The 24,991-nt window shown below is 70.9% G+C and carries 17 protein-coding genes and 1 pseudogene; 15 read left to right on the plus strand and 3 right to left on the minus strand.

What is annotated here, in order from left to right; all coding sequences use genetic code 11:
- Positions 1–92 precede the first annotated feature (92 nt).
- The 8 genes and pseudogenes from E0500_RS03660 to E0500_RS03695 all read left to right on the plus strand — a co-directional run bounded on the left by E0500_RS03660 (position 93) and on the right by E0500_RS03695 (position 13,695).
- A complete protein-coding gene (locus tag E0500_RS03660) occupies positions 93–1,502 on the plus strand; it encodes an ABC transporter substrate-binding protein (RefSeq protein WP_131569916.1) in 1,410 nt (469 codons plus the stop codon).
- A 9-nt stretch (positions 1,503–1,511) separates the two neighbouring features.
- Entirely contained in the window at positions 1,512–2,873 is a 1,362-nt protein-coding gene (locus E0500_RS03665; protein ID WP_131569918.1) for a carbohydrate ABC transporter permease, read from the plus strand.
- Complete coding sequence (locus tag E0500_RS03670; RefSeq protein WP_131569920.1) at positions 2,870–3,796, plus strand: carbohydrate ABC transporter permease; 927 nt, start codon at positions 2,870–2,872, stop codon at positions 3,794–3,796. Before E0500_RS03665 ends, E0500_RS03670 begins: the two co-directional genes overlap by 4 nt.
- Positions 3,797–3,970: 174 nt before the next feature.
- Positions 3,971–6,280 carry a bifunctional glycosyltransferase family 2 protein/CDP-glycerol:glycerophosphate glycerophosphotransferase gene (locus E0500_RS03675; RefSeq protein ID WP_131569922.1) on the plus strand — a complete coding sequence of 770 codons (2,310 nt, stop codon included), beginning with the start codon at positions 3,971–3,973 and terminating at the stop codon, positions 6,278–6,280.
- Positions 6,281–6,312: 32 nt separating this feature from the next.
- Positions 6,313–8,460 carry a bifunctional glycosyltransferase/CDP-glycerol:glycerophosphate glycerophosphotransferase gene (locus E0500_RS03680; protein WP_131569924.1) on the plus strand — a complete coding sequence of 716 codons (2,148 nt, stop codon included), beginning with the start codon at positions 6,313–6,315 and terminating at the stop codon, positions 8,458–8,460.
- Positions 8,461–8,473: 13 nt separating this feature from the next.
- Entirely contained in the window at positions 8,474–10,678 is a 2,205-nt protein-coding gene (locus E0500_RS03685) for a bifunctional glycosyltransferase family 2 protein/CDP-glycerol:glycerophosphate glycerophosphotransferase (protein ID WP_131569926.1), read from the plus strand.
- A pseudogene (locus tag E0500_RS03690) lies at positions 10,675–11,960 on the plus strand (hypothetical protein). Before E0500_RS03685 ends, E0500_RS03690 begins: the two are co-directional and overlap by 4 nt.
- A gap of 31 nt (positions 11,961–11,991) precedes the next feature.
- A complete protein-coding gene (locus tag E0500_RS03695; protein WP_258572604.1) occupies positions 11,992–13,695 on the plus strand; it encodes a hypothetical protein in 1,704 nt (567 codons plus the stop codon).
- Here E0500_RS03695 and E0500_RS03700 read toward each other — a convergent pair.
- The gene (locus E0500_RS03700; protein WP_131571974.1) at positions 13,685–14,098 is read right to left on the minus strand and encodes an organic hydroperoxide resistance protein; all 414 of its coding nucleotides are present in this window, start codon (positions 14,096–14,098) and stop codon (positions 13,685–13,687) included. The two genes, E0500_RS03695 and E0500_RS03700, sit on opposite strands and share 11 nt — an antisense overlap.
- 141 nt (positions 14,099–14,239) lie before the next feature.
- Between E0500_RS03700 and E0500_RS03705 the strand changes: the two genes are divergently transcribed.
- The 4 genes from E0500_RS03705 (at position 14,240) to galE (ending at position 19,055) form a co-directional block, all read left to right on the plus strand.
- The gene (locus E0500_RS03705; RefSeq protein WP_131571970.1) at positions 14,240–14,749 is read left to right on the plus strand and encodes a MarR family winged helix-turn-helix transcriptional regulator; all 510 of its coding nucleotides are present in this window, start codon (positions 14,240–14,242) and stop codon (positions 14,747–14,749) included.
- Positions 14,750–14,877: 128 nt separating this feature from the next.
- Entirely contained in the window at positions 14,878–16,254 is a 1,377-nt protein-coding gene (locus E0500_RS03710) for a glycosyltransferase family 87 protein (RefSeq protein ID WP_131571971.1), read from the plus strand.
- A 56-nt stretch (positions 16,255–16,310) separates the two neighbouring features.
- Complete coding sequence (locus E0500_RS03715) at positions 16,311–17,906, plus strand: glycosyltransferase family 2 protein (RefSeq protein ID WP_131571972.1); 1,596 nt, start codon at positions 16,311–16,313, stop codon at positions 17,904–17,906.
- Positions 17,907–18,059: 153 nt separating this feature from the next.
- Complete coding sequence (gene galE, locus E0500_RS03720) at positions 18,060–19,055, plus strand: UDP-glucose 4-epimerase GalE (protein WP_181586856.1); 996 nt, start codon at positions 18,060–18,062, stop codon at positions 19,053–19,055.
- 58 nt (positions 19,056–19,113) lie between these two features.
- Here galE and E0500_RS03725 read toward each other — a convergent pair whose 3' ends face one another.
- Positions 19,114–19,464, minus strand: coding sequence for a DoxX family protein (locus E0500_RS03725; protein ID WP_131571083.1), 351 nt, complete (start codon positions 19,462–19,464; stop codon positions 19,114–19,116).
- Positions 19,465–19,611: 147 nt separating this feature from the next.
- On the opposite strand from E0500_RS03725, the gene E0500_RS03730 reads away from it, so the two are divergent.
- Positions 19,612–20,520 (plus strand): LysR family transcriptional regulator, encoded by a 909-nt coding sequence (locus E0500_RS03730; RefSeq protein WP_131571080.1) that lies wholly within the window; start codon positions 19,612–19,614, stop codon positions 20,518–20,520.
- Between the two features lie 60 nt (positions 20,521–20,580).
- On the opposite strand, the gene E0500_RS03735 is transcribed toward E0500_RS03730, so the two are convergent.
- Complete coding sequence (locus tag E0500_RS03735; protein ID WP_309504891.1) at positions 20,581–21,819, minus strand: DUF5937 family protein; 1,239 nt, start codon at positions 21,817–21,819, stop codon at positions 20,581–20,583.
- Between E0500_RS03735 and E0500_RS03740 the strand changes: the two genes are divergently transcribed.
- The gene (locus E0500_RS03740; protein WP_309504892.1) at positions 21,784–23,664 is read left to right on the plus strand and encodes a CocE/NonD family hydrolase; all 1,881 of its coding nucleotides are present in this window, start codon (positions 21,784–21,786) and stop codon (positions 23,662–23,664) included. The two genes, E0500_RS03735 and E0500_RS03740, sit on opposite strands and share 36 nt — an antisense overlap.
- Positions 23,661–24,986, plus strand: coding sequence for a CapA family protein (locus E0500_RS03745; RefSeq protein WP_131571071.1), 1,326 nt, complete (start codon positions 23,661–23,663; stop codon positions 24,984–24,986). Before E0500_RS03740 ends, E0500_RS03745 begins: the two co-directional genes overlap by 4 nt.
- Positions 24,987–24,991: the final 5 nt, after the last annotated feature.

The following is a 24,991-nucleotide window of genomic DNA, read 5'->3' on the forward strand; positions in this document are numbered from 1 at the left end:
GGCGCCCTTGCCGCCCCCCAGGACGCAGCGTAGACAGTGCGCACGGGACAGCGCTCGGACTGTCGGATGAAGAACGAAGAACGGGGCAGTGGATGCGCAGCACACTTCGCGCACGCAGGTCGCCCAACCAGACGCGACCACACAGAAAACCTGGAGCCGCCAAAGCCGTCGCCACCCTCGCGGCAGGCGTGCTCGCCCTCTCCCTCACCGCCTGCGGCGGCGGTGACGACGACGGCGGGGACGGCGGCGACACGGGCGGCGACACCAGCAAGGCCACCGTTCAACTGCCCAAGCTGGACGGTCAGAAGCTGGAGGTCGCGGCCGTCTGGACCGGCCCGGAGCAGGAGAACTTCACCAAGGTCCTGAAGGAGTTCGAGAAGCGCACGGGTGCGAAGGTCAGCTTCGTACCGACGGGCAACAACACCTCCACGTTCCTCGGTACCAAGATCGAGGGAGGCAAGCCGCCGGACGTCGCGTTCCTGCCCCAGGTCGGTGTGCTGCACCAGTTCGCCGAGAAGGGCTGGATCAAGCCCCTGGGCAGCGCCGCCGAGGAGCAGCTGAAGAAGAACTTCTCGAAGGGCTGGGTGGACCTCGGCGCGTACAAGGGCAAGCAGTACGGCGTGTATGTGAAGGCCGCGAACAAGTCGCTGGTCTGGTACAACACCCAGGCGTTCGAGGGTGCCGGGATCACCGAACCCCCCAAGACGTGGGACGAGTTCACGCAGACCGCGCAGACGCTGTCCGACGCGGGCTCCCCCGCGATCTCCGTCGGCGGTGCGGACGGCTGGACGCTCACCGACTGGTTCGAGAACGTCTACCTCTCGCAGGCGGGCCCGGAGAAGTACGACCAGCTGGCCGAGCACAAGATCAAGTGGACGGACCCCTCGGTCACGGAGGCCCTGAACACTCTGGCCGAGCTGTGGGGCAAGGACGAGCTCATCGCGGGCGGCCGCAAGGGCGCGCTGAACACGGAGTTCCCGAAGTCGGTCATCCAGACGTTCTCCGGTGACACCCCGGCCGCGATGGTCTTCGAGGGCGACTTCGTGACCGCGAACATCAACGCCGACACCAAGGCGAAGGTGGGCACGGACGCCAAGGTGTTCCCGTTCCCGGCGGTCGGCTCCGACTCGCCGGTGGTCAGTGCCGGCGACGCGGCGGTGGCGCTGAAGGACAGCGAGGGCGCGCAGGCCCTGCTGACGTTCCTGGCGTCGACGGACGCGGCCGAGATCTGGACGGCCCAGGGCGGTGTCATCACCCCCAACAACAAGATGGACATGGGCTCGTACAAGGACGACGTCACCCGCGACATCGCCAAGGCGCTGCTCGCGGCGGGCGACGACTTCCGCTTCGACATGTCCGACCAGGCGCCCGCGGCCTTCGGCGGCACGCAGGGCATCGGCGAGTGGAAGGGCCTGCAGGACTTCCTGCGGAACCCCAAGGACGTGAAGAGCGTCCAGCAGAAGCTGGAGGCCGACGCGGCCAAGGCGTACGGGAACGGCTGACGTCCTGACATGACGCAATCCGTTGCCAAGTCGACGGGGGGCGCCGGCAGCACGCCGGCGCCCCCCGTCGCCTCGCGTAAGAGCGTGATGGGCACCCGGCTGTGGGTGGCGGTGCTGTTTCTGCTGCCCGCGCTGGTGCTGCTCGGCTCGCTCGTGGTCTACCCGATCGGGTACTCGGTCTGGCGCAGTCTGTTCGACGCGGACGGCTCGGGCTTCGTCGGGCTCGACAACTACGTCGACATCTTCTCCGACGACTCCACGCTGACAGCCGTGCGGAACACGGCGATCTGGGTGGCCGTCGCCCCCGCGATCGTCACCGTGCTGGGCCTGATCTTCGCCGTTCTCACCGAACGGGTGCGCTGGGGGACGGCGTTCAAGCTGATCGTCTTCATGCCGATGGCGATCTCGATGCTCGCCGCGGGCATCATCTTCCGGCTGGTGTACGAGCAGGACCCGAACCAGGGCGTGGCGAACGCCGTGGTCACGTCCGTGCACGACACGTTCGTCGACCAGTCGGTGTATCCGAAGGCCCGTCCGAACGCGATGGTCAGTGATCTGAAGCCGTCCGACGGCGGCTCGTTCACCTCGACCGGTACGGTCCGGGCGGGCTCCCCCGCGCTGCTTCCGCTGGTCGGTATCGCCCCGAACCGGTTGCCCGGCACCCCGCAGGACGCCAAGGCCGCGAGCCCCGCGTCGAACGAGGTCACCGGCACCGTCTGGCTGGACTTCAAGCTGGGCGGCGGCGGCGAGAAGGGCGCGGTCGACGCGGGCGAGAAGGCGCTGAAGGGCGTCAAGGTCGAGGCGGTCAAGGACGGCAAGGTCGTCGCCTCCACGACCAGTGGCGCCGACGGCACGTTCTCTCTGCCCAAGTCCGCCGACGGGGCCCAACTGCGGCTGCCGGGCGCGAACTTCGCGGCACCGTACAACGGCATCGACTGGCTCGGCCCGACCCTGGTGACCCCGGCCATCATGGGCTCGTACATCTGGATGTGGGCGGGCTTCGCGATGGTGCTGATCGCGGCCGGGCTCGCCGGAGTGGACCGCAACCTGCTGGAGGCGGCCCGCGTGGACGGCGCCAACGAATGGCAGGTGTTCCGCAAGATCACCGTGCCGCTGCTGGCACCGGTCCTGGTCGTCGTCCTCGTCACGCTGATGATCAACGTGATGAAGGTCTTCGACCTCGTCTACATCATCGCGCCGCAGCCCAGTCAGGACGATGCGGCCGTCCTCGCCCTGCAGTTGTATCTCGTGTCGTTCGGCGGCGGGGGCAACGAGGGCCTCGGCAGCGCGCTCGGTGTCGTTCTGCTGCTGCTCGTCCTGCCGGTGATGTGGGTCAACATCCGGCGTCTGCGGAAGGAGCGTCAGCGGTGACCGCCCTCGACACGACCACGCCCGGGGCGCCTAAGCCCGGCACCCCGGCGCCCGACACCGCCGTACGCGCCGAACGGTCGCTGGCCGCCCGGGTGGCGAGCGGTGCGGCGGGCGGCGCGATGCGCGTCTTCCTGCTGCTGGTGGCCCTGTTCTGGCTGGTGCCGACGTTCGGTCTGCTGGTCTCCTCGTTCCGCGAGCCGACCGACATCGCCTCGTCGGGCTGGTGGAAGGTCTTCACGGCCCCCGCCCAGCTGACCGCGAAGAGCTACGAGTCGCTGCTCCAGAACGACGACATCACCAGTTCCCTGTTCAACACGATCTGGATCACGGTCCCGGCGACACTCCTGGTCATCTTCGTCGGTGCTATGGCCGGCTACGCGTTCGCGTGGATGGACTTCAAGGGCCGCGACTGGTGGTTCATGGGCGTGGTGGCGCTGCTGGTGGTGCCGGTGCAGGTGGCGCTGATCCCGTTGTCCGGTCTCTTCCGTGACCTCGGGATCTTCGGCGACATCATCGGTGTCATCCTGTTCCACGTCGGCTTCGGACTGCCGTTCGCGATCTTCCTGTTGCGCAACTTCTTCGCGGAGATCCCCCGGGAGCTCCTGGAGGCGGCCCGGCTGGACGGTGCCGGGGAGGCGCGGCTGTTCCTGACCGTCGTGCTGCCGCTCGGCGCGCCGGCCATCGCGTCGCTGGGGATCTTCCAGTTCCTGTGGGTGTGGAACGACATGCTGGTCGCCCTGGTGTTCTCCGACTCGGGCTCGCAGCCGCTCACGGTCGCCCTGCAGCAGCAGGTACGGCAGTTCGGCAGCAACATCGAGATCCTCGCCCCGGGCGCCTTCATCTCCATGGTGATCCCGCTGGCCGTGTTCTTCGCGTTCCAGCGGCAGTTCGTGTCCGGAGTGATGGCGGGCGCGGTGAAGTAGACCGCAGCCCACGTCACACCACTCGATCGGAGGGGGCGCGCCGACACCGGCGGGCCCCCTCCCCCGTTCACCTCAGTGCATCCCGCTTCCCCCGTATGACACACCTGGCGTAACCCGATCGCCCCCTGGGGCGTTGCCGGGCAGTATGCCCGCGCCGACCCATGGATGTCCCCCGTGCCCAGGTTCAGTGTCATCGTCCCCGCTTACGAGGTTCAGGCCTACCTGCACGAATGCCTGGACTCGGTGCTGTGCCAGTCCTTCCCCGACCTCGAACTGATCGTCGTCGACGACGGCTCCCCTGACGCGTGCGGTGCGATCGCAGAGGAGTTCGCGGCCCGCGACCCGCGCGTACGGCCCGTCCACCTGCCGCGGAACGAGGGTCCGGGTCCCGCCCGCAACGCCGGGCTGGCCCGCGCCACCGGCGACTACGTGGTCTTACTGGACGGCGACGACACCCTCACCCCGGGTGCCCTCCAGGCGATCGCCGACCGCGTCAAGGAGACCGGCGATCCCGACGTCCTCGTCTACGACTACGCGCGCGCCTTCTGGTCCGGCGAGACCCGCCGGAGCGAGTACGCCTTCCAGCTCACCGAGGAGGGCCCGGCCCCCTTCCGTCTCGACGACCGCCCCGGGCTGCTGGCGGTCACGAAGACAGCGTGGAACAAGGCGTACCGCCGCGAGTTCCTCGACCGCGAGGGCTTCGCCTTCCCTCCGGGCTACTACGAGGACACGCCCTGGACCTACCCGGTCCTGATGACCGCCGGGTCGATCGCCACCCTCGACCGGGTCTGCGTCCACTACCGCCTGCGCCGCCTCGGCAGCATCACCCGCACGACGAGCCGCCGCCACTTCGACGTCTTCGCGCAGTACGACCGGCTCTTCGCCTACGTCGACTCCCGTCCCGCGCTGGCCCACTGGCGCCCGGCGCTGTTCAGCCGCATGGTGGACCACCTCGGGGCCGTGTACGCCCGGCGCGGCCGGCTGCCGCTCGGCACCCGCGCCGAGTTCCTCCGCAAGGCCCGCGCCCACTACGCCCGCTACCGTGCGCCCGGCGGCCCAGTGCCCCGCCTGGGCCGGGTGCGCCACGCGCTGGTCCGGCTGGGCAGTCACCGCGCGTACCAGGTGCTGTCGGCGGGAGTGCGGGGGCTGCGCCACACGGGCCGTTTCGTCTCCCTGCTGGCACACGGCGGCCGGCGTGCGGCGCTCCGCGTCCACTACCGCGTCCAGCGTCTGCTCCCCCTGCGCGACGACCGCGCGCTCTTCTCCTCCCGGCTGGGACGCGGCTACGAGTGCAACCCGGCCGCGCTGGAGGACGCCTTCCGCACCTTCTCCCCCGGGATGCGCACCACATGGGTGGCCCGTCCCGAGCACCACCACACACTGCCGACGGCCACCCGCCGGGTGACACCCGGCTCGCTCGCGTACTGGACGGCCCTGGCCCGCTCCAAGTACCTGGTCGCCAACACCGACTTCGACCCGCGGCTGGTCCGGCGAGGGGGCCAGGTCCTGGTGCAGACACAGGCCGGCACCCCGCTCAAACGCATGGGGCTCGACCTCCAGGACCGCCCGGCCGCCGCCGGCCGCACGGACTTCGCCCGGCAGCTGCGCGGCGCCGACCAGTGGAACTACGTGCTGTCCGGCAACCGCCACTCCACGCTGGTCTGGGAGCGGGTCTTCCCGGCCGGGTACGAGACGCTGGAGTACGGCCAGCCCCGCAACGACGTGTTCCAGCGCGCCTCATCGCTGGACGTGGACCGGCTGCGCGCCTCGCTCGGCATCCCCGAGGGCGCGATCGCCGTCCTGTACGCGCCCACGCACCGCGACTACCGCAGCGGGCCCTGCCCGACCCTTGACCTGGAGCGCCTGGTGCTCCGGCTCGGCCCCCGCTTCGTGCTGCTGGCCCGCGCCCACCACGCGGACGGTGCCCCGCTGGTCGAGTCCCCCGGCGGCCGGCTCCTCGACGTGACCGGCCACCCGAACGTCGAGCATCTGTGCCTGGCCTCGGACGTGCTGGTCACCGACTACTCGTCGCTGATGTTCGACTACGCGTGCCTGGACCGGCCCATCGTGATCCACGCCGCCGACGACGACTGGGCGGCGTACGAGGCGGCCCGTGGCACCTACTTCGACCTGCGCTCCTTCCCGCCGGGTGCGGTCGCGCGCAGCGAGGACGAGCTGATCGACATCTTCACGACCGGCCACTGGCACGGTTCGCGCTCCACCCAGCTGCGGGCCGCGTTCCGGGAGCGCTTCTGCCCGTACGACGACGGGCGTGCCGCCGAGCGGGTCGTACGGCGTGTGGTGCTGGGCGAGGCCGACGGTCTGCCGTCCTTCGCGTCCCTCGCCGAGCGTCACCCGGTGCCGTCGGCGGCGGCCCGCCGCGCGCGGGCACTCGGCGCTCACCCGCCGACGGCCTTTCCGCCGTCCCCTCGCACCAGGGTGCCGTCCCCCGGCGGCAGGGTCCGCGTCCCCGACACCCTCTGACAGGCCCGAGACCCTCTGACAGGGAGGACAGAATGCCCCGCCTCAGCATCATCGTCCCCACGCATGGCGTCGAGGGGCGGCTGTCCCTGTCCCTGGACTCGGTCCTCACCCAGTCCTTCGGCGACTTCGAGGTGATCCCGGTGCGCGACGCCCCGGACGCCCCGGCGGCCACGGTCACCGCCGCGTACGCCGAGCGGGACTCCCGCGTCGCCCCGGTCGACTCGCCGCCGTCGGCCGGGCTGAGCGGGGCGCGGAACACGGGCATGGCGGCGGCCACCGGCGTGTACCTGCTGTTCCTCGACGGCGACGACACGCTGGCACCGGGCGCGCTGGCGGCGCTGGACGCCCGGCTGTCGGCGTCCGGCGAACCCGACGTCCTGTACTTCGACCATGAGCGGGTGCCCTGGTGGGACGGCGAGCCGACCACGCCCCGGCTGAAGGGAGCGCAGGTCCCGGCGTGGAGCGCGGCGTACCGGCGGGCGTTCGTCGACGAGCACCAGCTCGCCTTCCCCTCCGGTCACTTCACGGACGTCGGCTGGAGCGGGCTGGTCGCACTGACCGCCGAGAGGGCGGCCGAGCTGCGTTCGGTGTGCGTACGGCATCTGGTGCGCCGGCAGGGCAGCCGGCTGAACGTGCCGGGTGAGCACCAGCTCGACCTGCTCGACCAGGTGGAGCTGGTGCTGTCCCGGGCGGCCGCCGAGCACGGGCTGTCCCAGGCGCTGTTCGAGCAGCTCTTCGCGGCCGTGCTGCGGACGGCGGCACGCCCAGAGCTGGTGCCCGCCGACCGCCGCCGTGCCTTCTTCGGCCGGGCGGCCCGGCTCCACCGGCGCCATCGCCCGGCCGGGTTCCGTCCTCCGGCCGGCAGCCTCGGGGCACAGCACCGGCTGCTCGCGGCGGGCGCGTACACGGCGTTCCACACGCTGCGCGCCGCCAACCAGGCCACCGAGAGGGCGGTACAGAGGCTGCCGCGTCCCCGGCGCTTGCGCACCCGCGCGCTGTACGCCGCGCACCTGCGCCGTCCGCTCGACGAGAACCTCGCGGTGTACTGCGCGTACTGGGGCCGCGGCTACACCTGCAACCCGGCCGCGATCCACGCCACGGCCCGTGCACTCGCCCCGCACCTGCGCTCGGTGTTCCTGGTCGAGCCCGACGCGGTGGACGCGCTGCCGAAGGACGTCGAGTACGCCGTCATGGGCAGCCCCCGCTACTGGGAGGTGCTCGCCCGCGCCAAGTACCTGGTGAACAACGCCAACTTCGCGGACGCCGTCGTCAAACGCCCCGGCAGTGTGCACCTCCAGACCCAGCACGGCACCCCGCTCAAGACGATGGGCGTCGACCAGTCCACGTACCAGGTCGTGGCCGCCACCACCGGCAGCTTCACGAAACTCCTGACCCGCGTGGACCGCTGGGACTACAACCTCTCCGCCAACCGGCACTCCACGGAGGTCTGGGAGCGGGCCTTCCCGGGCACGTACGAGCAGCTGGAGTACGGCTATCCGCGCAACGACGTCTACTACACGGCGACGGCCGGTGACGTGGCCCGCGTCCGGCGGGAGCTGGGCGTCCCCGAGGGCAAGGCCGCACTGCTGTACGCACCCACGCACCGCGACCACGCCACCGGGTTCGACTCGGGGCTCGACCTGGAGTCGTTCTGCGAGGCGATCGGCGACCGCTTCGTCGTCCTCCTGCGCGCCCACTACTTCTACGACCGGGGCGGGCCCGCGAGAAGCGGCGGCCGGATCATCGACGTCACGCACCACCCCTCGTCCGAGGACGTCTGTCTCGCGGCCGACGCGCTGGTCACGGACTACTCGTCGATCATGTTCGACTACGCCAACCTCGACCGGCCGATCGTCGTGTACGCGGACGACTGGGAGGTCTACCGGGAGACACGGGGCGTCTGCTTCGACCTCATGGAGGCGCCGCCCGGCCCGGTGGCGCGGACGCCCGAGGAGCTGGCGTGCCTCTTCCGTGACGGCGGTTACGCGGACGCGGAGGCCACCGCGCTGCGGGCCGTGTTCCGGGAGCGGTTCTGCCAGTTCGACGACGGGCTGGCCGCCGAGAGGGTGGTACGCCGGGTGCTGCTCGGCCAGCCGCCCGAGTCGATCCCGCCCGTGGTCCCGCTCGGGCGCCGCGTCCCCGCTCCCGCCCCCGCACGGACTTGCCCGCCCGCCTCGTAAGGAGCCCACGGCAGTGCCCCGCTTCAGTGTCATCGTCCCCGTCCACAACGTGCGGGGCTTCCTGCGCGAGTGCCTCGACTCGGTGCTGCGGCAGTCGTACACCGATCTGGAGGTGATCGCGGTCGACGACTGCTCGCCGGACGGCAGCGGGGAGATCCTCGACGCCTACGCGGCCCGCGATCCGCGGGTGACGGTGCTGCACCTGCCGCAGAACGTGGGGCTCGGCCGGGCGCGCAACGCCGGAATGCCGCACGCCACCGGGGACTTCCTGCTCTTCCTCGACAGCGACGACACGCTCACCCCGGGCGCCCTCCGCGCGATCGCCGACCGGCTGGAGGAGACCGGCGACCCGGATGTGCTGGTCTTCGACTACGCGCGCACGTACTGGTGGGGCGGCACACGGCGCAACGGCCTCGCGGACCTGCTGACCGGCCGGAACGACACCTTCACCGCCGACGAGTACCCGGAGGTCATGGAACTGCTGATGGTGGTGTGGAACAAGGCGTACCGGCGGGAGTTCGTCGAGCGCGAGGGCTTCGCCTTCCCGCCGGGGTACTACGAGGACACACCCTGGACGTTCCCGGTGCTGCTCACCGCCGGCTCGATCGCCACCATGGACCGGATCTGCGTCGCGTACCGGCAGCGCCGGCAGGGCAACATCCTGTCCACCACCAGCCGCAAGCACTTCGACCTGCTCGACCAGTACGAGCGGGTCTTCGCCTTCGTCGGTTCCCGGCCCCGGCTGGCGGGCTGGCAGGCGTATCTGTGTCACAAGATGGGCGAGCACTGTCTGGACGTCCTCGCCAAACCGGACCGGCTGCCGCCCGAGGACAAGGCGGAGTTCTTCCGGCGGACGGCGGGGCTGTTCCGGAAGTACCGGGTCGCGGGTCCCGTGCCCGACGGGCTGCGGGTCCTGGAGGGGAGCTGGGCCCGCTACCGGGTGCGGCAGCAGGCGGCCCGCGCGGTCCGGGCGCTCGGCGAGCGCGGGCGGCCGGTGCGTGCGGCGGCCGCGGGCCGGGTCAGGTCCGGGCTGTCCTTCGTGCAAGAGCACCGGCCGCTGGACCCGAACCTGGCGGTGTACTCGGCGTTCTCGCACCAGGGCGTCCTCGGCGATCCGGCCGCCGTCCACCGGGCCGCCCGTGATCTCGCCCCGCATGTCCGCGGGGTGTGGGTGGTCCGCCCCGAGCAGGTGGCGTCGCTGCCGCCGGACATCGAGTACGTCCTCCTGGACTCGCCGGACTACCGCCGGGTGACCGCGCGGGCCACGTACTTCGTCAACAACGTCAACTGGCCCGGCGCTCTGGTGAAACGCCCCGGCAGCGTCCACATCCACACCCACCAGGGCACCCCGCTCAAGTACCTGGGGGCCGATCTGCTGGGCAAGCCCGGTGCCCGGTACGGAGTGGACGTGCCGCAGATGCTGCGCCGCTCGGACCGCTGGGACCACAGCCTGGTCGCCAACCGCCACTCCGAGCTGGTGTGGAGCCGCGCCTTCCCGTGCCGGTTCACCTCGCTGCGGTCCGGCAGCCCGCGCAACGACGTCCTGGTGAACGCCAAGCCGGACAGCGGTGCCGAGGTCCGCGCCCGGCTCGGCATTCCGGACGGGAACACGGTGGTGCTGTACGCGCCGACGCGGCGCGACTACCGGCGGGGCGGGTACGTGGAGCGTTTCGACCTCGCGCGCCTCGCCAAGGACCTGGGCGAGGGCCGCACCCTGGTCGTCCGGCTGCACCCGTCGCTGGCGGACGGTCCGGCGCGCGGCTTCGGCCTGGCCGAGCTGCACCGGCGGGGCGTCGTCGTGGACGCGACGGACGAGCCGCACGTCGAGGACGTGATACTCGCCTCCGATGTGCTGGTCACGGACTACTCGGCCCTGATGTTCGACTACGCCAACCTGGACCGGCCCATCGTGCTCCACGCGGACGACTGGGGCTCGTTCACGGCGAGCCGGGGCGCGTACTTCGACATCAGGGCCGACGCGCCCGGCCATGTGGCGCATTCCTACCGGGAGTTGGCGTGGCTACTGGCGTCCGGGGCGTGGAAGGACGAGGAGTCGGCGCGGCTGCGCGAGGGGTTCCGGGCGCGGTTCTGCGAGTTCGACGACGGGCGGGCGGCCGAGCGGGTCGTACGGACGCTGCTGCTGGGTGAGCCGGAAGTGCCCGTGGTGCCCACGCCGCCGCCCGCCGTGCCCGCCGAGACCCCCCTGGAGTCCGCATGAAGCCACGCACCTGGGTGCTGGCCCTGGCCACCGTCTTCGCACTCCTCCAGCTCGCGGGCGTCACCGGCCGGGACACGCCCGACAGCAAGAACTACGTGTCGTACGCGCTCGATCTGCGCGGCGACTCCAAGCGCGAGTCCGCGGCCGCCGCCATCGACTGGACGTGCGCGGGACGGGCCTCCATCGCGCGGCGGAAGCAGAGCGCTGACCCGGCTCGCTTCCATGCCCCCGACCCGACCGCGCGGGTCACCGACAAGTGCCGGGACGAGCTGTGGCGGGAGGTGGACAAGCGGCTGCGGGCCGGGCAGACGGGCGGGCACATCGCGCCGTTCGCGAACGAGCGGTTCATGAGGATCTTCGAGGTGCGGCCCGGGTATCCCATGCTGCTGGTGCCGTTCATCACGTTGTTCGGGGTGACGTGGGGCGTCTGGCTGGCAAGCGTGCTCATGGCGTTGGCCGGGGGCGTCCTGGCGTTCCTGGTGCTGCGGACGCTGGGCGCGCCCCCGGTGGTCGCGCTCACCGGGCAGGCCCTCTTCTACGTCCTGCCGTGCGGTACGACCGCGATGCGCCCCATGACGGAGGGGCTGATGCTGGCGCTGACGCTGGCGGCGCTGTGGGGGTGCGCCCTGGCGGTCGAGGGGAGGGCGCGGGCGGGCGCCGCCCTGGTCGGCGGATCGTTGGTGTTGCTGTTCGCGGTGAAGCACTCGCAGGCGATGTTCCTCGCGCTGTGCCTGGCGGGGGCGTGCGCGGTGACCGCCGTACGGCGCAGGGAACTCGACCGGCCACGGCTGCTGATCGGGTCCGTGGCGGTCGGTGGGGCCCTGGCCACAGTCGTGGCCGCCTGGCTGCTGCACTACCCGTCCAGCTCCGACAGCGTCCAGGACCTGCTCACCCATCACTACAACATGCCCGACCGGGCCCGGCCGTGGCCGGAGTTCCTGCACCTGGAGGCCAACTTCTGGGTGGAGTGGCTGCGCCGCCAGTTCTGGGAGCCGCTGTTCCTGACGGCGCTGGTGGCGGGGGCGTGGGGGTGGTGCGGCAGCGGCCGGCCTTCGCGGGGTTCCTGTTCGCGGCGGCGGGCACGGGGTTCCTCACCCATGCGGCGCATCCCAACATCACCATCTGGGGCGGCCGGCTGATCGTGCTGGCGTGGCTGCTGCCGGTGATCGGGCTGCCGCTGCTGCTGGAGCAGGTGATGGGCGCGCGGGCGACGGGCGCTGTCACGGCACCGGGTCTGTCCGGGCGGGACACCCGGTCACCCGATGAGGTGACGCGCGGCTAAGCCGTTGACCCCCAGGGGGAATAGACGGCAAATGCCCCAAACAGCTCAACCAGGCCAGAACGGTATCCCTGCTGGCGTACGGCGCCCCGCGCACGGTGTCACGGCCCTGCGTGGCGGCCGCACCCGGCGCTCCTGGCGTACATGGCACCCCGGTCCGTACGCCGTCTTCGGCGGCCTGTTCTGGCTGGTGATGACGCTGGCGTACTGGCGGGTCCCGCTGTGCTGCGACGCCGGCCAGCACGCGGCGGTCGTGGAGCGCCTCAAGGCGGACCTGCTCCACCCCGCCCATCCGATGGCGGACCTGCCGGGCGCGGGCAGCCCGTACTACTCGCCGTACGCCGTCGTGCAGGGCGCACTCGCGCGACTGACCGGGCTGTCGGGCTGGGAGGCGGTGCGGCTCGCCGGTCCGGTGAACCTGGCGGTGCTGCTGACGGGGATCGGCCGCTTCGTACGGACGCTGACGCCCCGCCCGTGGGCGCCGGTCCTCGCCGTGCTGTTCATGACGCTGCTGTGGGGCACGGAGCGGGTGCTGTGGAGCGGCTACCTCGGGCTGATGTCGATGACGACGAACCTCGGCTATCCGTCGGCGTTCACCATCGGGCTGACCTTCTGGGCGTGGGCGATGACGGGCACGCACGCGCGTGGAGCCCGTGCGGTGACGGGCACGCAGGGGCGTGGAGTACGTGCGTGGCGGGGGTACGCCGGGCTCGGCATCCTGTACGGCCTGATCGTGCTCGTGCATCCGATCACGGCGGTCGCGTCGCTGACCGGTGCGGTCGCGATCGTGGCGGCGTGGCAGCACTCGTGGCGCGGTCCGGTCGTGGGCCGGTGGGCGCTGATGGGGGCGGTCGCCCTGACGGTCGCCGTGGCGTGGCCGTACTACGACGTCCTGGCGCTGCCGGGGAACACGGGTGTGGACGGCATCCACCGGCGCCTGTACGAGCACATGGGCGTCCACTTCTGGCTGGCCCTGCTCGGGGTGCCCGCGCTGTGGGCCTGCGCCCGGCGCGCGGGCGGCGGGGGCTGGTGGCGGGCGGGACGGGACCCGTTGGTGCTGATGTTCGCGCTGGAGTGCCTGGTGGTGGCGTACGGCTGGACGAGCGGCCACTACACGTACGGCAGGATCCTGGGGCTCACGGCCGTGCCCCCGCAGTTCGCGCTGGCCGTGGAGCTGGCGGCGCCGCGGCCGTGGGGATGGGCGAGGCGGGCGCTGGGCGCGGCCGCTGCCGCCGGGACGTGCGTGGGTTTCCTCGCGCAGGCCGGGGCGGTGGTGCCGCGTTCGCTGGACCCGGTGGGGTTCGCGCAGCCGCCGCAGTGGCCGGGGTACGGGTGGGCGGCCCGGCACATCCGACCCGGCGAGGTGGTGATCACCGACGGCTACTACGCCGGTCACGCCATCGCCGGGTACGGGCCGAACCTGGTCGCGCCCGCCTGGCCCGACCCCGCCCTGGACGAGCGGGAGCGGGCGCGACGGCTCGCCGCCGTCAGCGCCTACCTCGACCCGGCGTCGACTCGCGCCGAGCGCACCGCGATCGCCCGGCGCTACCGCGTGCGCTGGCTGCTGCTCACGCGGTGGCGCAAGGTGCCGGAGGAGGCGGTGGTGGTGGACCGGAACCGGCGGACGGGGGAGGTGCTGGCGCGGCTCGGGGCGGCTGGGCGGTCGGGGCGGCTCGGGGCTGAGCCCGCCACTCATGACGAGCCCGATTACTCGATGACGGGCTCGATTACTCGATGACGAGCTCGACCGGGATGTTGCCGCGGGTGGCGTTGGAGTAGGGGCAGACCTGGTGGGCCTGCTCGACCAGCTTGCGGCCGGTCGCCTCGTCCACGGAGTCCGGCAGCTCCACGCGCAGCGTCACCTTGAGGCCGAAGCCCTCGCCCTGCTTGCCGATGCCGACCTCGGCGGTCACCGCGGCCTCGCTGACGTCGACCTTCGCCTGACGCCCGATGAGTCCCAGGGCGCTGCCGAAGCAGGCGGCGTATCCGGCGGCGAAGAGCTGCTCCGGGTTCGTGCCCTCGCCGTTGCCACCCAGCTCCGTCGGCAGGCTCAGCGCGAGGTCGATCTTGCCGTCGGAGGTGACGGCGCGACCCTCGCGGCCGTGGGTGGCGGTGGCGACAGCGGTGTAGATCGCGTCCATGGGAAAACCATCCCTCTCGAAGTTCACGTTCGGCTCGAAGTTCATGTGCGGCGGCTTGGTCCGGCCGCCTGCGTTCCACGATTAGAGCACGCAATTCAATTGTGCACAACTGAATGACACGCCGGAGGTATCCTCGACCCCATGACCCAGACCCCGGCCCCGACCCCTGCCACCGACTTGGCCTCGGTCCCTGGCGCGGACCTCCTGCGCCTCGACAAGCAGATCTGCTTCTCGCTGCACGCGGCCTCGCGCGCCTTCAACGGCGTCTACCGGGTGCTCCTCAAGGACCTCGGCCTCACCTACCCGCAGTACCTGGTGATGCTGGTGCTGTGGGAGCGGGGCGAGTTGCCCGTGAAGAAGCTGGGCGAGCACCTGCGCCTCGACTCCGGCACGCTGTCGCCGCTGCTGAAGCGGCTGGAGGCGGCCGGGCTGGTACGGCGCGAGCGCAGCGCACGCGACGAGCGGTCCGTGGAGGTGCGGCCGACCGAGGAGGGCCTGGCGCTGCGCGAGCGGGCACTGGAGGTACCGCGCCGGATCATGGCGGCGACGAGCTTCGACCTCGACGAGCTGCGCGACCTGCACAGCCGCCTCGACCGCCTGACGGCCGCGCTGGACGGGGCGGCGCTGGAGGAGACGCCGGGCTGCGCTTAGGAGCCGCGGCGGCGGGAGGTCGGTCGAGGCCATGAGAACGCCGACTCCACGGCCTTGCACACCCATTGATAGCGATAGGCGGCGTATCGCCATGGATGTGGCATTTATTCGGATTACGATCCGGTCTGATGACACGGCGAATCGAGCCTCGAAGAATCCAGCCCCGGAGAATCCAGCCCCAGACCCGCAGCCGGCCCGCACGGCCCGAAGTCCGCTCCCAGCTGCTCGCCCTCGCCGCAGCCTGGGCGGCCACCCGCGCCCTGATGCTGTGGCTGCTCGCCCACAACCACCTACCCTTGCTCGGTCACGGCGGTGTCGCGGGTGAGGCGTACCGGCTGTACGCGCGCTGGTACGGCGTCCTCGCGGGCGGCGCGTACCCGGAGGGCGACCCGCTCTGGCAGTACCCGCCAGGTGCCGGACCGCTGCTGCTCGCGCCCGGGGCGCTGCCGGGCCTGACGTACTTCCAGGCCTTCGTGGCCCTCACCCTCACCGCGGACGTCGTCGTCACGGTCGCCCTCACACGCGCGGGAACGCGCCCCGACGGCCGCAGCCTGAGCGGGGCCGCACTGTGGACCGCCGGGCTGCCGGTCATGCTGTACCTGCCGCTCGTGCGGTACGACGTGCTGGTCACGGCGTTCGCCGTCATCGCTCTGTTGACGTTTTCGCGCTCCACGCGCGCGTGCGGGGCGTTCGCCGCGATGGGCGCCCTGGCGAAGGTCTGGCCCGCGCTGACCCTGATCGGCACGCCGAGGGGCCGTACGACGAAGGAGGCGTGGGCGGCGGCCGCGGTCACCACGGCGGTGCTGCTGGGGACGCTCGCCGTACTGTTCAGGACGCCGTTCGACTTCTTACGCCAGCAGGGCCGCCGGGGCGTGCAGATCGAGTCGCTCGGCGGCACGGCCCTCGCTCTCGCGCGCCGCGCGGGCTGGGACGGGACCGTGCGGTACCGGTACGGCGCGATGGAGTTCGTGGGGCCGTACGTGCCGGAGGTCGCGGCCCTCTCACTCACCCTCACCGTCGCCGCCTTCGGCGCCCTGCTGCTGTGGCGGACGCGCGCCCGCCGCTGGTCGCCGGCGACCCCGTACGACGCCGCGCTGAGCGCCGTGCTGCTCTTCACGGTCACCAGCCGGGTGATCAGCCCCCAGTACATGGTGTGGCTGCTCGGCCTGGCCGCCGTGTGCCTGACGTCGCGGCACACCACGCAGCGCGCGGTGGCCGTGCTGATCGTGGCGGCGACGGCCGTCAGCGCGGTGACGTATCCCGTGCTCTACCAGGAGGTCGTCAACAGCACCTGGACGGGCTGCCTGCTGATGCTCGTACGCAACGGACTCCTGACGGCCGCGACGGTCCTGTCCTTCGCACGGCTGTGGCGGGGCACGGCCGCCGGCCCACGGAGTAGTCGGAGCCGGAGTCCGGAGGACCAACCCAAACCGGACGACTCAGAATCCAGCGACCCGGAACGGAACCCGAACCCTATTCCCGCCGTCATCCACACCAAAGGCTAAGTACCGCTCATACGGGAAACTGACAACAACATCGACTATTCCGACTCGTGGGAGCCATGCACCCTCACCACTCGCAGGTCAGCGTCGTCGTCATCGGGTACGACGACGCCGCCCACGTGGCGGGCGCGGTCCGCTCGGCGCTCGCGCAGGGCCCCGCCGTCCGTGAGGTGATCGCGGTCGACGACTGCTCGGCGGACGGCAGTGCGGAGCTGCTTCAGCGGCTGGCCGCCGCCGAACCGCGTCTGCGGGTGATCCGCCGCCGGGTCAACAGCGGCGGCTGCGGCACCCCCCGCAACGACGGCATCGAGGCCACGACGGCCCCGTACGTGATGTTCCTGGACAGCGACGACGTGCTGCCGCCCGGCGCGGTGGACTCGTTGCTGCGCGCGGCGGCCGAGCACGACGCGGAGGTCGCGGCGGGCCTGTGCGTGCGCCGGGAGCTGCCGTCCGGGCGCGAGACCCCGTGGCAGCCCGAGCTGTACGCGCAGCCGGCCGTGCTCGCCCGCCCGTCGCGGCGCACCCGCCTGGTCCACGACACGCTGTGCGTCAACAAGCTCTACCGCACCGACTTCCTGCGCCGGCACGGGATCCGCTTCCCCGACGGGCGGTTCCCGTACGAGGACTTCGTGTTCACCGCGCGCGTGCTGGCCGCCGCCCCGCGCATGACGCTCGTCCCGGACACGGTCTACGTCTGGCACGTACGGCGCTCCGCGGACCGGCTGTCCATCTCCCTCGACCGCGCGGGCATCGACAACTGGCGGGCGCGGACGGAGGCCCACCAGCTGTCGTACGACATCCTCCTCCGTGCCGGCGAGAAGCGGCTGGCGCGGGCAGCTCGGGCGAGGTTCCTCGAACACTCGGTGCGGATGTACGCACGCGAACTCGACCAGCGCGGGGCTGAGTACCGGCGCACGTGGTGGGCCCTCACGCGCGCGTACCTGAAGACCTTCGACACGGCCGACTTCGCGCTGGCGCCCGCGCCGGGGCGCGTCGTGGCGCGCGTGATCCTGGCCTCCGCCGAGCCGCGTGACGTGCCCCGCCTCAGGGAGCTCGCGGCCCGCCCGGCCCGGCTGACACCGCCGTACGCGCGCGCGGCCGACGGCACCCCGGTGTGGTCGGCGGACCTGCCCGAGGTGCGGCTGGACCACCTCCTCGAACGCCCCCTGCACCTGCTGCCCGTGGCCGTCGACGCCGAACTGCGCCCCCGCGCGCGCGACACCCTGCTCCGGCTGCGCCTGCACGAGCTGTACGGGCGAATGGGGCAGGCCGGGCCCGAGGCGGTGGACGTGGAGTTCACGCACCGGGACCGCGGCCGGGTGGGGCTCGCCCGCACGGTCCCCCTCACGGCCGAGCCGGACTCCGACAGCTGGCTGGCCGACGTGCCGGTCGACCTCGGTGAGCTGGGCTCGGGCACCTGGGACCTACGGCTGCGGCTGCGCTTCCGGGACGGCACCAGCCGGGAGACCACAGCCCACGCGCTCGCCGGGCCCGGGCTGCTGCGGCGGACGGCCGTACCGAGCGCGCGCCACGGGCTGCTCCTCGTACAGCCGTACGCGACCCACGCGGGGGCGCTCGCGTTGCGGCTCGCGCCCGGTTGGCGAGGATTGACAGATGTCATGAGCAGACGCGTCAAACGTCTGCTTCATCAGTGAACGCCTGCTTCCCTGGTGCACGACCCGTAGATGAATACGAGACTGGTGCACGACCCGTAGGTGAATTCAAGACCCGTAGACGTAGACCCGTAGACGTAGACCCGAAGACCCGAAGACCCGTAGGTGGGTGCATTCAAGAGGGGACGACTGTCCATGACCTGGCTGATCACCGGCGGCGCCGGCTACATCGGGGCGCATGTCGTCCGCGCCATGCGCGAAGCGGGCGAGCGGACCGTGGTCTACGACGACCTGTCGACGGGGATCGCCGAGCGCGTGCCCGAGGGGGTGCGGCTGGTCGAGGGCTCGACGCTGGACAGCGAGCTGCTGAACCGCACCCTGACCCGGCACACCGTCACCGGCGTGATCCACCTGGCGGCGAAGAAACAGGTCGGCGAGTCGGTCGAACAGCCGCTGCACTACTACCAGGAGAACGTCGAGGGACTGCGCGTCCTGCTCTCCGCCGTCACCGAGGCGAGGGTGCCGCACTTCGTCTTCTCCTCCTCTGCGGCCGTGTACGGGATGCCCTCCGACGCCCGGGACGAGCCCCTGGTGACGGAGGAGAGTCCGTGCGTGCCGATGAGCCCGTACGGCGAGACCAAGCTCGCGGGCGAGTGGCTGGTACGGGCCACGGGCAAGGCGACGGGCATGTCGACGGCGTCACTCCGCTACTTCAACGTGGCGGGTGCGGCCTCGCCCGAGCTGGCGGACGTCGGCGTCTTCAACCTCATCCCGATGGTCTTCGAGAAGCTGACCGAGGGCAAGGCGCCGCGGATCTTCGGGAACGACTACCCGACGCCCGACGGCACGTGCGTCCGGGACTACATCCACGTGGTGGACCTGGCCGAGGCCCACGTGGCGACGGCCCATCGCCTGCAGGCCGCCCGCGGTACGGACCTGACCCTCAACATCGGGCGCGGTGAGGGCGTTTCGGTCCGCGAGATGATCGAACGCATCAACGCGCTCACCGGCCACGACGTGACCCCGACCGTCACCCCACGCCGCCCCGGCGACCCCGCACGCGTGGTCGCCTCGGCGCACCGCGCCGCCGACGAGCTCGGCTGGAAGGCCCGGTACGGCGTGGAGGACATGATCTCCTCGGCGTGGGAGGGGTGGCTGCGGAGGCATCCGGGGGCGGGGCGGGGGCTGTGAACGGTGGTCGGGACACAGCCGCCGTGGACAGCCCGGACAGCCTGGACAGCTCAGACGTCTATCGTGCGACGGCGAGAACGAGAGAGGCGGCGGCCAGGGCCAGGTAGCCGCCGGGGAAAGCGATGTTGTAGTAGACGCGGGCACGGATGTGCGCGGCGACGGCGCCGATGAAGAACAGGACGAGCCCCACCGCGGCGGCGACGCCGATGAAGGGCACCCCCATCAGCCCGAGGAGAAGACCCGCGGCTCCGGCGGCCTTGAGCGCGGCGAGCCACGGGAGCCGGCTCTGCGGCACACCCACTTCGGCCGAGTTGGCGAGGACGAACTTGGCTTTCAGTAAGTCCGCGAGGGCGATGCCGGCGTTGGCCAGGATCGCTGTGACGGTGATGATCACGTAGGCGGTGGACATGTGCCGCGCCTTTCAGTCGAACGCGTCGTGAGGCCGGTGAGGCGGTGAGGCCGGCGAGTCCTGCGTGCTCACCTCGACCGGCTGACTGTTCCAGCCTTTCCCGAGCCCTTGAGCGACGTCCAATACGCGCATCCATAACCTGTGGGCATGGATGTGGACACCCGGCTACTGCGCTCCTTCATCGCGGTGGTGGAGGAGGGGACCCTCACCCGTGCCGCGGAACGGCTGTTCGTGTCCCAGCCGGCGCTGACCAAGCAGATCAGGCAACTTGAGGCGCAGCTCGGAGTGCGGCTTTTCACGCGGTCCCGCACCGGCATGGGCCCCACTGAACCGGGCCGGATCCTGGCGGAGAGGGTGCCCGCCCTGCTGGCCGACTGGGATCTGGTGCTGCGGGAGACCAAGAGCGCCGCCAGCCGGGCAGCCCGCTTGCTGCGGGTCGGCTTCATCGCCAGTGCCGCCAACGAGGCGACCCCGGGCATCATCGCGGAGTTCACCCGGCGCCGACCGGGCTGGCGCGTGAACATGCGGCAGGCCGCCTGGTCGGTTCCGAACGCCGGGCTCGCAGACGGGGACGTCGATGTCGCCCTGCTGCGACTGCCCTTCCCCGGCCAGGACACCTTGCGGACGGCGGTCCTGTTCACCGAGCCCCGCTGGGTCGCCCTCCCCGAAGGACACCCTCTCGCAGCGCGCGACGTGATCGCCTTCCGGGATCTGTGGGAAGAGCCGTTCGTGGCCGCCCCGCCCGAGACAGGCTGGTGGCGAGACCATTGGCTGGCCGCTGACGAACGCGACGGCCACCCGGTCCGCATCGGCGCCGTCACGGACCAGCCGGACGATTGGCTCAGCGCCATCGCCAACGGCTACGGCGTCGCCCTCGCCCCCGCATCCGCCGCCCGCTTCTACGCACGGCCCGGCATCACGTACCGTCCCGTCAGCGGCGTCAGCCCCAGCCGGGTCGGCGTCGCCTGGGCGCCCGCCGACGACGCCAACCCCGTCGTTCAGGATTTCGTCCGCTGCTGCCTGGACAGGCCGTGGCCGGAGGAGATCACCGCCTGACGACCGGACCGGCCTCACCCACCGCGTGTAGCCGGAACCAGTGCGGAAGGTTTCCCTCGGTCATCGCACGATCGCCCGCAGGAGGTCCACACCTATCTGCATCAGCTGCTGCACATCGACCCGGTGGTAGACGTATCGCCCACTCCTCTCCGACACGAGTACTCCGGCTGCGCGGAGTTTGGCGAGATGTCGTGAGACCTGTGGTCGCGTCATTTTCATACGACGGGCGAGATCAGAGGTGGTAATCGCTTCGTTGACAAGATGACGGCACAAGGCCAGGCGAGCCGGATCCGACAGTATTGTCAGCCGTTGCTGCATTTCACCGATGGACGCGGGCTGACCGCGCCAGGCAACAGGGTAGTGAACCACCACAGGGAAACCGGATTCACCCCGGATGATGAGGTGTGGACGGCCGTGAATGGTCGGGACGAGGAAGGTGTGATTTCCACGAAGGGAGACGGTCAGGTCCTGCAGCTTGTCGAAGCGCACCGCCCTGCCGCCCTGCACCGGCTGGGCAGTCGGGCTCACCGACGAGATCAGCTCCGGGAGAGGCAGCCCACGCAGCCTCGAACGGGTTTGGTCGGCTTCATCACGCAGCCGGTCGTGGACGCGTTCCCATTCTTTCGCGAAGAACTCGTCGACACAGTCCGCCAGCGTCCGGACCAGCATCGCCCGGAATGCTTCCGGATCATCGATCAGTGACCTCGCGAGCTCACCGCGCGAGAACGAGCGCGCTTCGCATGCCGCGATGAATTCGCTTTGCCGTGACGCTGCCTGCCGCGGATCGAATCCCCCACCCTGGATCGCGTAGGCGGCGGCTTCTACGAAATCCGGCTCGGGCAGGTGCGATATTCGATCGATCTCTGCATCCACGCTTGTGTCGAGCGGGCCGTTCAATGGCAGCAGCAGGCGGCAGCGGCGGCGGGCCCAGAGCGGCGCGAACTGCGCCAGTCTGTGACGCAGATCCGGTGACAGCGACTGGTCGGTCTTTACCAGCCACGACCGGTTGTCGAGGTGATGATCGGGCTCGGCCAGAGAATGCAGGCAGGCCTGGAGTTCGGAGATCGGCGATATTCCGGTCTCCACGTCCGAACTCTTCGCCCCCCTGAGGTCAAGTATCACGGGCACCCGGTCAGCGTAAACCTGACGGTTGCCGCCCTCGGGCAACAGCGACGGTTGCCGCCCTCGCGGTAACAGTGGGTTCACGCCATGGCCCGCCGCGTAGCGTCCCCGCCCATCACACAGCGATGGGGAGGAGTGCACGTGGTTGACAGTCCGGGTGGGCACGACACCTGGCACCGCGTTCCGGAGCCGGGCTCCGGATGGCGTCAGGTGGTCTCGGTGCCGATGCGTGACGGCGTTGAACTCGTCGCGGACGTCTACGCCGACGGGCCGGACCCGGTTCCGCGGCCGGTCCTGCTGGAGCGCACGCCCTACGGGCGCCGGAAGGCGCGGGGCTCGGACGGGGCCTTCGAGTCCTGGAACCCGCCTCCGCCGGAGGCGGTGTGCGGGCGCTTCGTCGAACGCGGCTATCACGTGGTCCGTCAGGACTGCCGTGGCCGCGGCGATTCCGGCGGCGAGTTCGTCAAGTACCTCAACGAGGCGGTGGACGGCTACGACACCGTCGAGTGGATCGCGGCCCAGCCGTGGTGTGACGGTCGAGTGGCGACGATGGGCGTGTCCTACGCCGCGCACGTTCAGTCCGCGCTCGCCTCGCTGGGAGCACCGCACCTGTCCGCGATGTTCCTCGACTCCGGTGGCTTCGCCAGCGCCTACGAGACGGGTGTCCGTCTGGGCGGGGCATTCGAGCTCAAGCAGGCGACCTGGGCCTTCGCCAGGGCCAAGACCAGTGCGGCGACGCTGGCCGATCCGGTCAGGGGTGCCGCGCTCGATGCCGAGTCCATCGAGGAGTGGTTCAGGCATCTGCCGTGGCGCCGCGGGCACTCGCCCCTGCGGCACGCGCCTGAGTACGAGGGCTACCTGTTCGAGCAGTGGGAGCACGGCCGGTTCGGGCCGTACTGGCAGCAGCTGGGCATCTACGGGCGGGGGTATTTCGATCGTTTCCCCGACGTGCCGAGTCTGCACATCTCCAGTTGGTACGACCCTTACATTCAGACCGCGATCGAGAACTTCCGCGAGCTGGGCGAACGCAAGACGAGTCCGGCGTACCTGGTGTTGGGGCCATGGACGCACGGCAAGCGGAGCATCTCGTACGCGGGGGATGTCGACTTCGGCCCCGAGGCGACGCTGGACGGCAATCTGGGGACCGACTACGTCGAGTTCCGGGCGGACTGGTTCGACTCGCAGCTGAGTTCGACTCCGTCGAAGGACCCGGCGGACCCGGCTGTCCGGTACTTCCGGATGGGCGGCGGCTCGGGAAGGCGTAATGCCGACGGCCGGCTCGACCATGGCGGACGCTGGCTGAGCAGTTCGAGCTGGCCGCCGCAGGAGGCGCACATCGCGCAGTTCCACCTCAATGCCGACGGCAGTCTCACGCCGGCACCCCGGGCCGTCGCGGAGCACCTGGAGTACGACCACGACCCCCGCGACCCGGTGCCGACGATCGGCGGGCAGGTGACGTCCGGGGAACCGGTGATGGTGGGCGGGTCCTTCGACCAGCGCCCCGATGACCGGACCTTCTCCCTGACGGGGTCGCGGCTGCCGCTCGCCTCCCGGCCCGACGTGCTCACCTTCGAGACCGGCCCTCTGGAGCGAGACGTCGTCGTGGCCGGCCCGGTCGTCGCCCGGCTCACGGTCTCGTCGAGCGCCGCCGACACCGACTTCACCGTGAAGCTGATCGACGTCCACCCGCCGAGCGCCGACTACCCGGCCGGCTTCGCCATGAACCTCACCGACGGCATCCTGCGTTGTCGCTACCGGGACTCGTTCGAGACACCGTCACCACTTGAGCCGGGGCGGATCTACGACGTGACGGTCGAGGCGCCCGACACCGCCAACCTCTTCGCCCGCGGCCACCGGATCCGCGTGGACATCAGCTCCAGCAACTTCCCCCGGTTCGACGTCAACTCCGGCACCGGTGAGACGGAGACCACCGATCGCCGGCAGGTGATCGCGACGAACAAGGTGTTCGTGGACGGACGTTCCACGATCACGCTGCACCTCCTCCCTGAGGACTCGGCATGAGCCCCGGCACCGGCCTCACCCTCGCCGCGGTCGGCGACCTCGTCCTCGACGACGACGTCCTGACCCCACGTCTGGAAGCGACCGCCCCCGAACTACTCGGCCTCCTGCTCGGCTCCGACGTCACGATCGCGAACTTCGAGACGACCGCCATCGACTTCGACCGCTTCGCCGGGTGGCCCGAGGCCGAGCCCGGGGGATCCTGGCTGGTCACCTCGGTGCGCAGCGGAGCCGATGTCCGGGCCATGGGCATCGACATGGTGTCGCGCGCGAACAACCACGCCACCGACTGGGGCGTGGCCGGCCTCCGCTCCACCAGCGCCGTGCTCGACGAGGCCGGGGTCATCCACGCCGGCGCCGGCGAGTCGCTCACCGCGGCACGAGCACCGCGCTACCTCACCACCCGCCACGGGCGCATCGCTCTCGTGTCGGCCGCGACCCGCTACCAGGCCATGTCCTTGGCCAGCGACCCGTTCGGGATCGTGCCGGCCCGACCCGGCATCAACGGCCTGCGTACCAAGAAGTGGTTCGCCGTACACCCCGACGAACTCCGGTCCATGGCCGCGATCCGCGACAGTCTTCCGCCCGCGTCCCTTCACCACACGGCCCGCAAGGCCGACGCGCGGGACGGCTCCGTGACGCTCGGGGGGACCGCGTTCGTCTCGTCCGAGGCCACCGGCGGCCGGGTCGGGCCGTACTGGAAGGTCGACGACGAGGACACGACCGCTCTGCGCAACAGCGTGCGGCAGGCCAAACAGAGTGCCGATGTCGTCGCGGTCGCCCTCCACACCCACGAACCAGGCAATTACAGCGCCGAGCCACCTCCCTTCCTGCATGAACTCGCGCACGCCGCCATCGACGAGGGCGCCGATGTCGTTCTCGGCCACGGCCCGCACCAACTGCGGGGCATCGAGGTGTACCGGAACCGGCCGATCTTCTACTCGCTCGGAAACTTCGTCTTCATGCAGAACCGCCAGTTCCCGCTGACCCGCGAGGCGTGGCGGCGCACCGGCCTGGACCCCTCGCAGCACACCCCGAGCGAGATGCTCGAACAGAAACGAATCAAGGGACCTTTCAGTGACCGGATCTGGTACGAGAGCGTCGCCGTTTCTCTGTCATTCGAGAGTCAGCACAGCCTCGACATAACGATTCACCCGGTGACCCTTACCTTTGACACCCCGCATCATTCCGACCGGGGAACTCCTCAACTGGCAGATGCCGCTGCCGCAGATCACATACTCAACCGACTCCGCACACTTTCCGAGGCGTACGGAACCGAAATCACCCTTGGCCACAGTCAAGGCACCATCCGCATCGACAGATGAGCACA

This window comes from Streptomyces sp. KM273126, from assembly GCF_004337435.2.
Lineage (GTDB): Bacteria > Actinomycetota > Actinomycetes > Streptomycetales > Streptomycetaceae > Streptomyces > Streptomyces acidicola.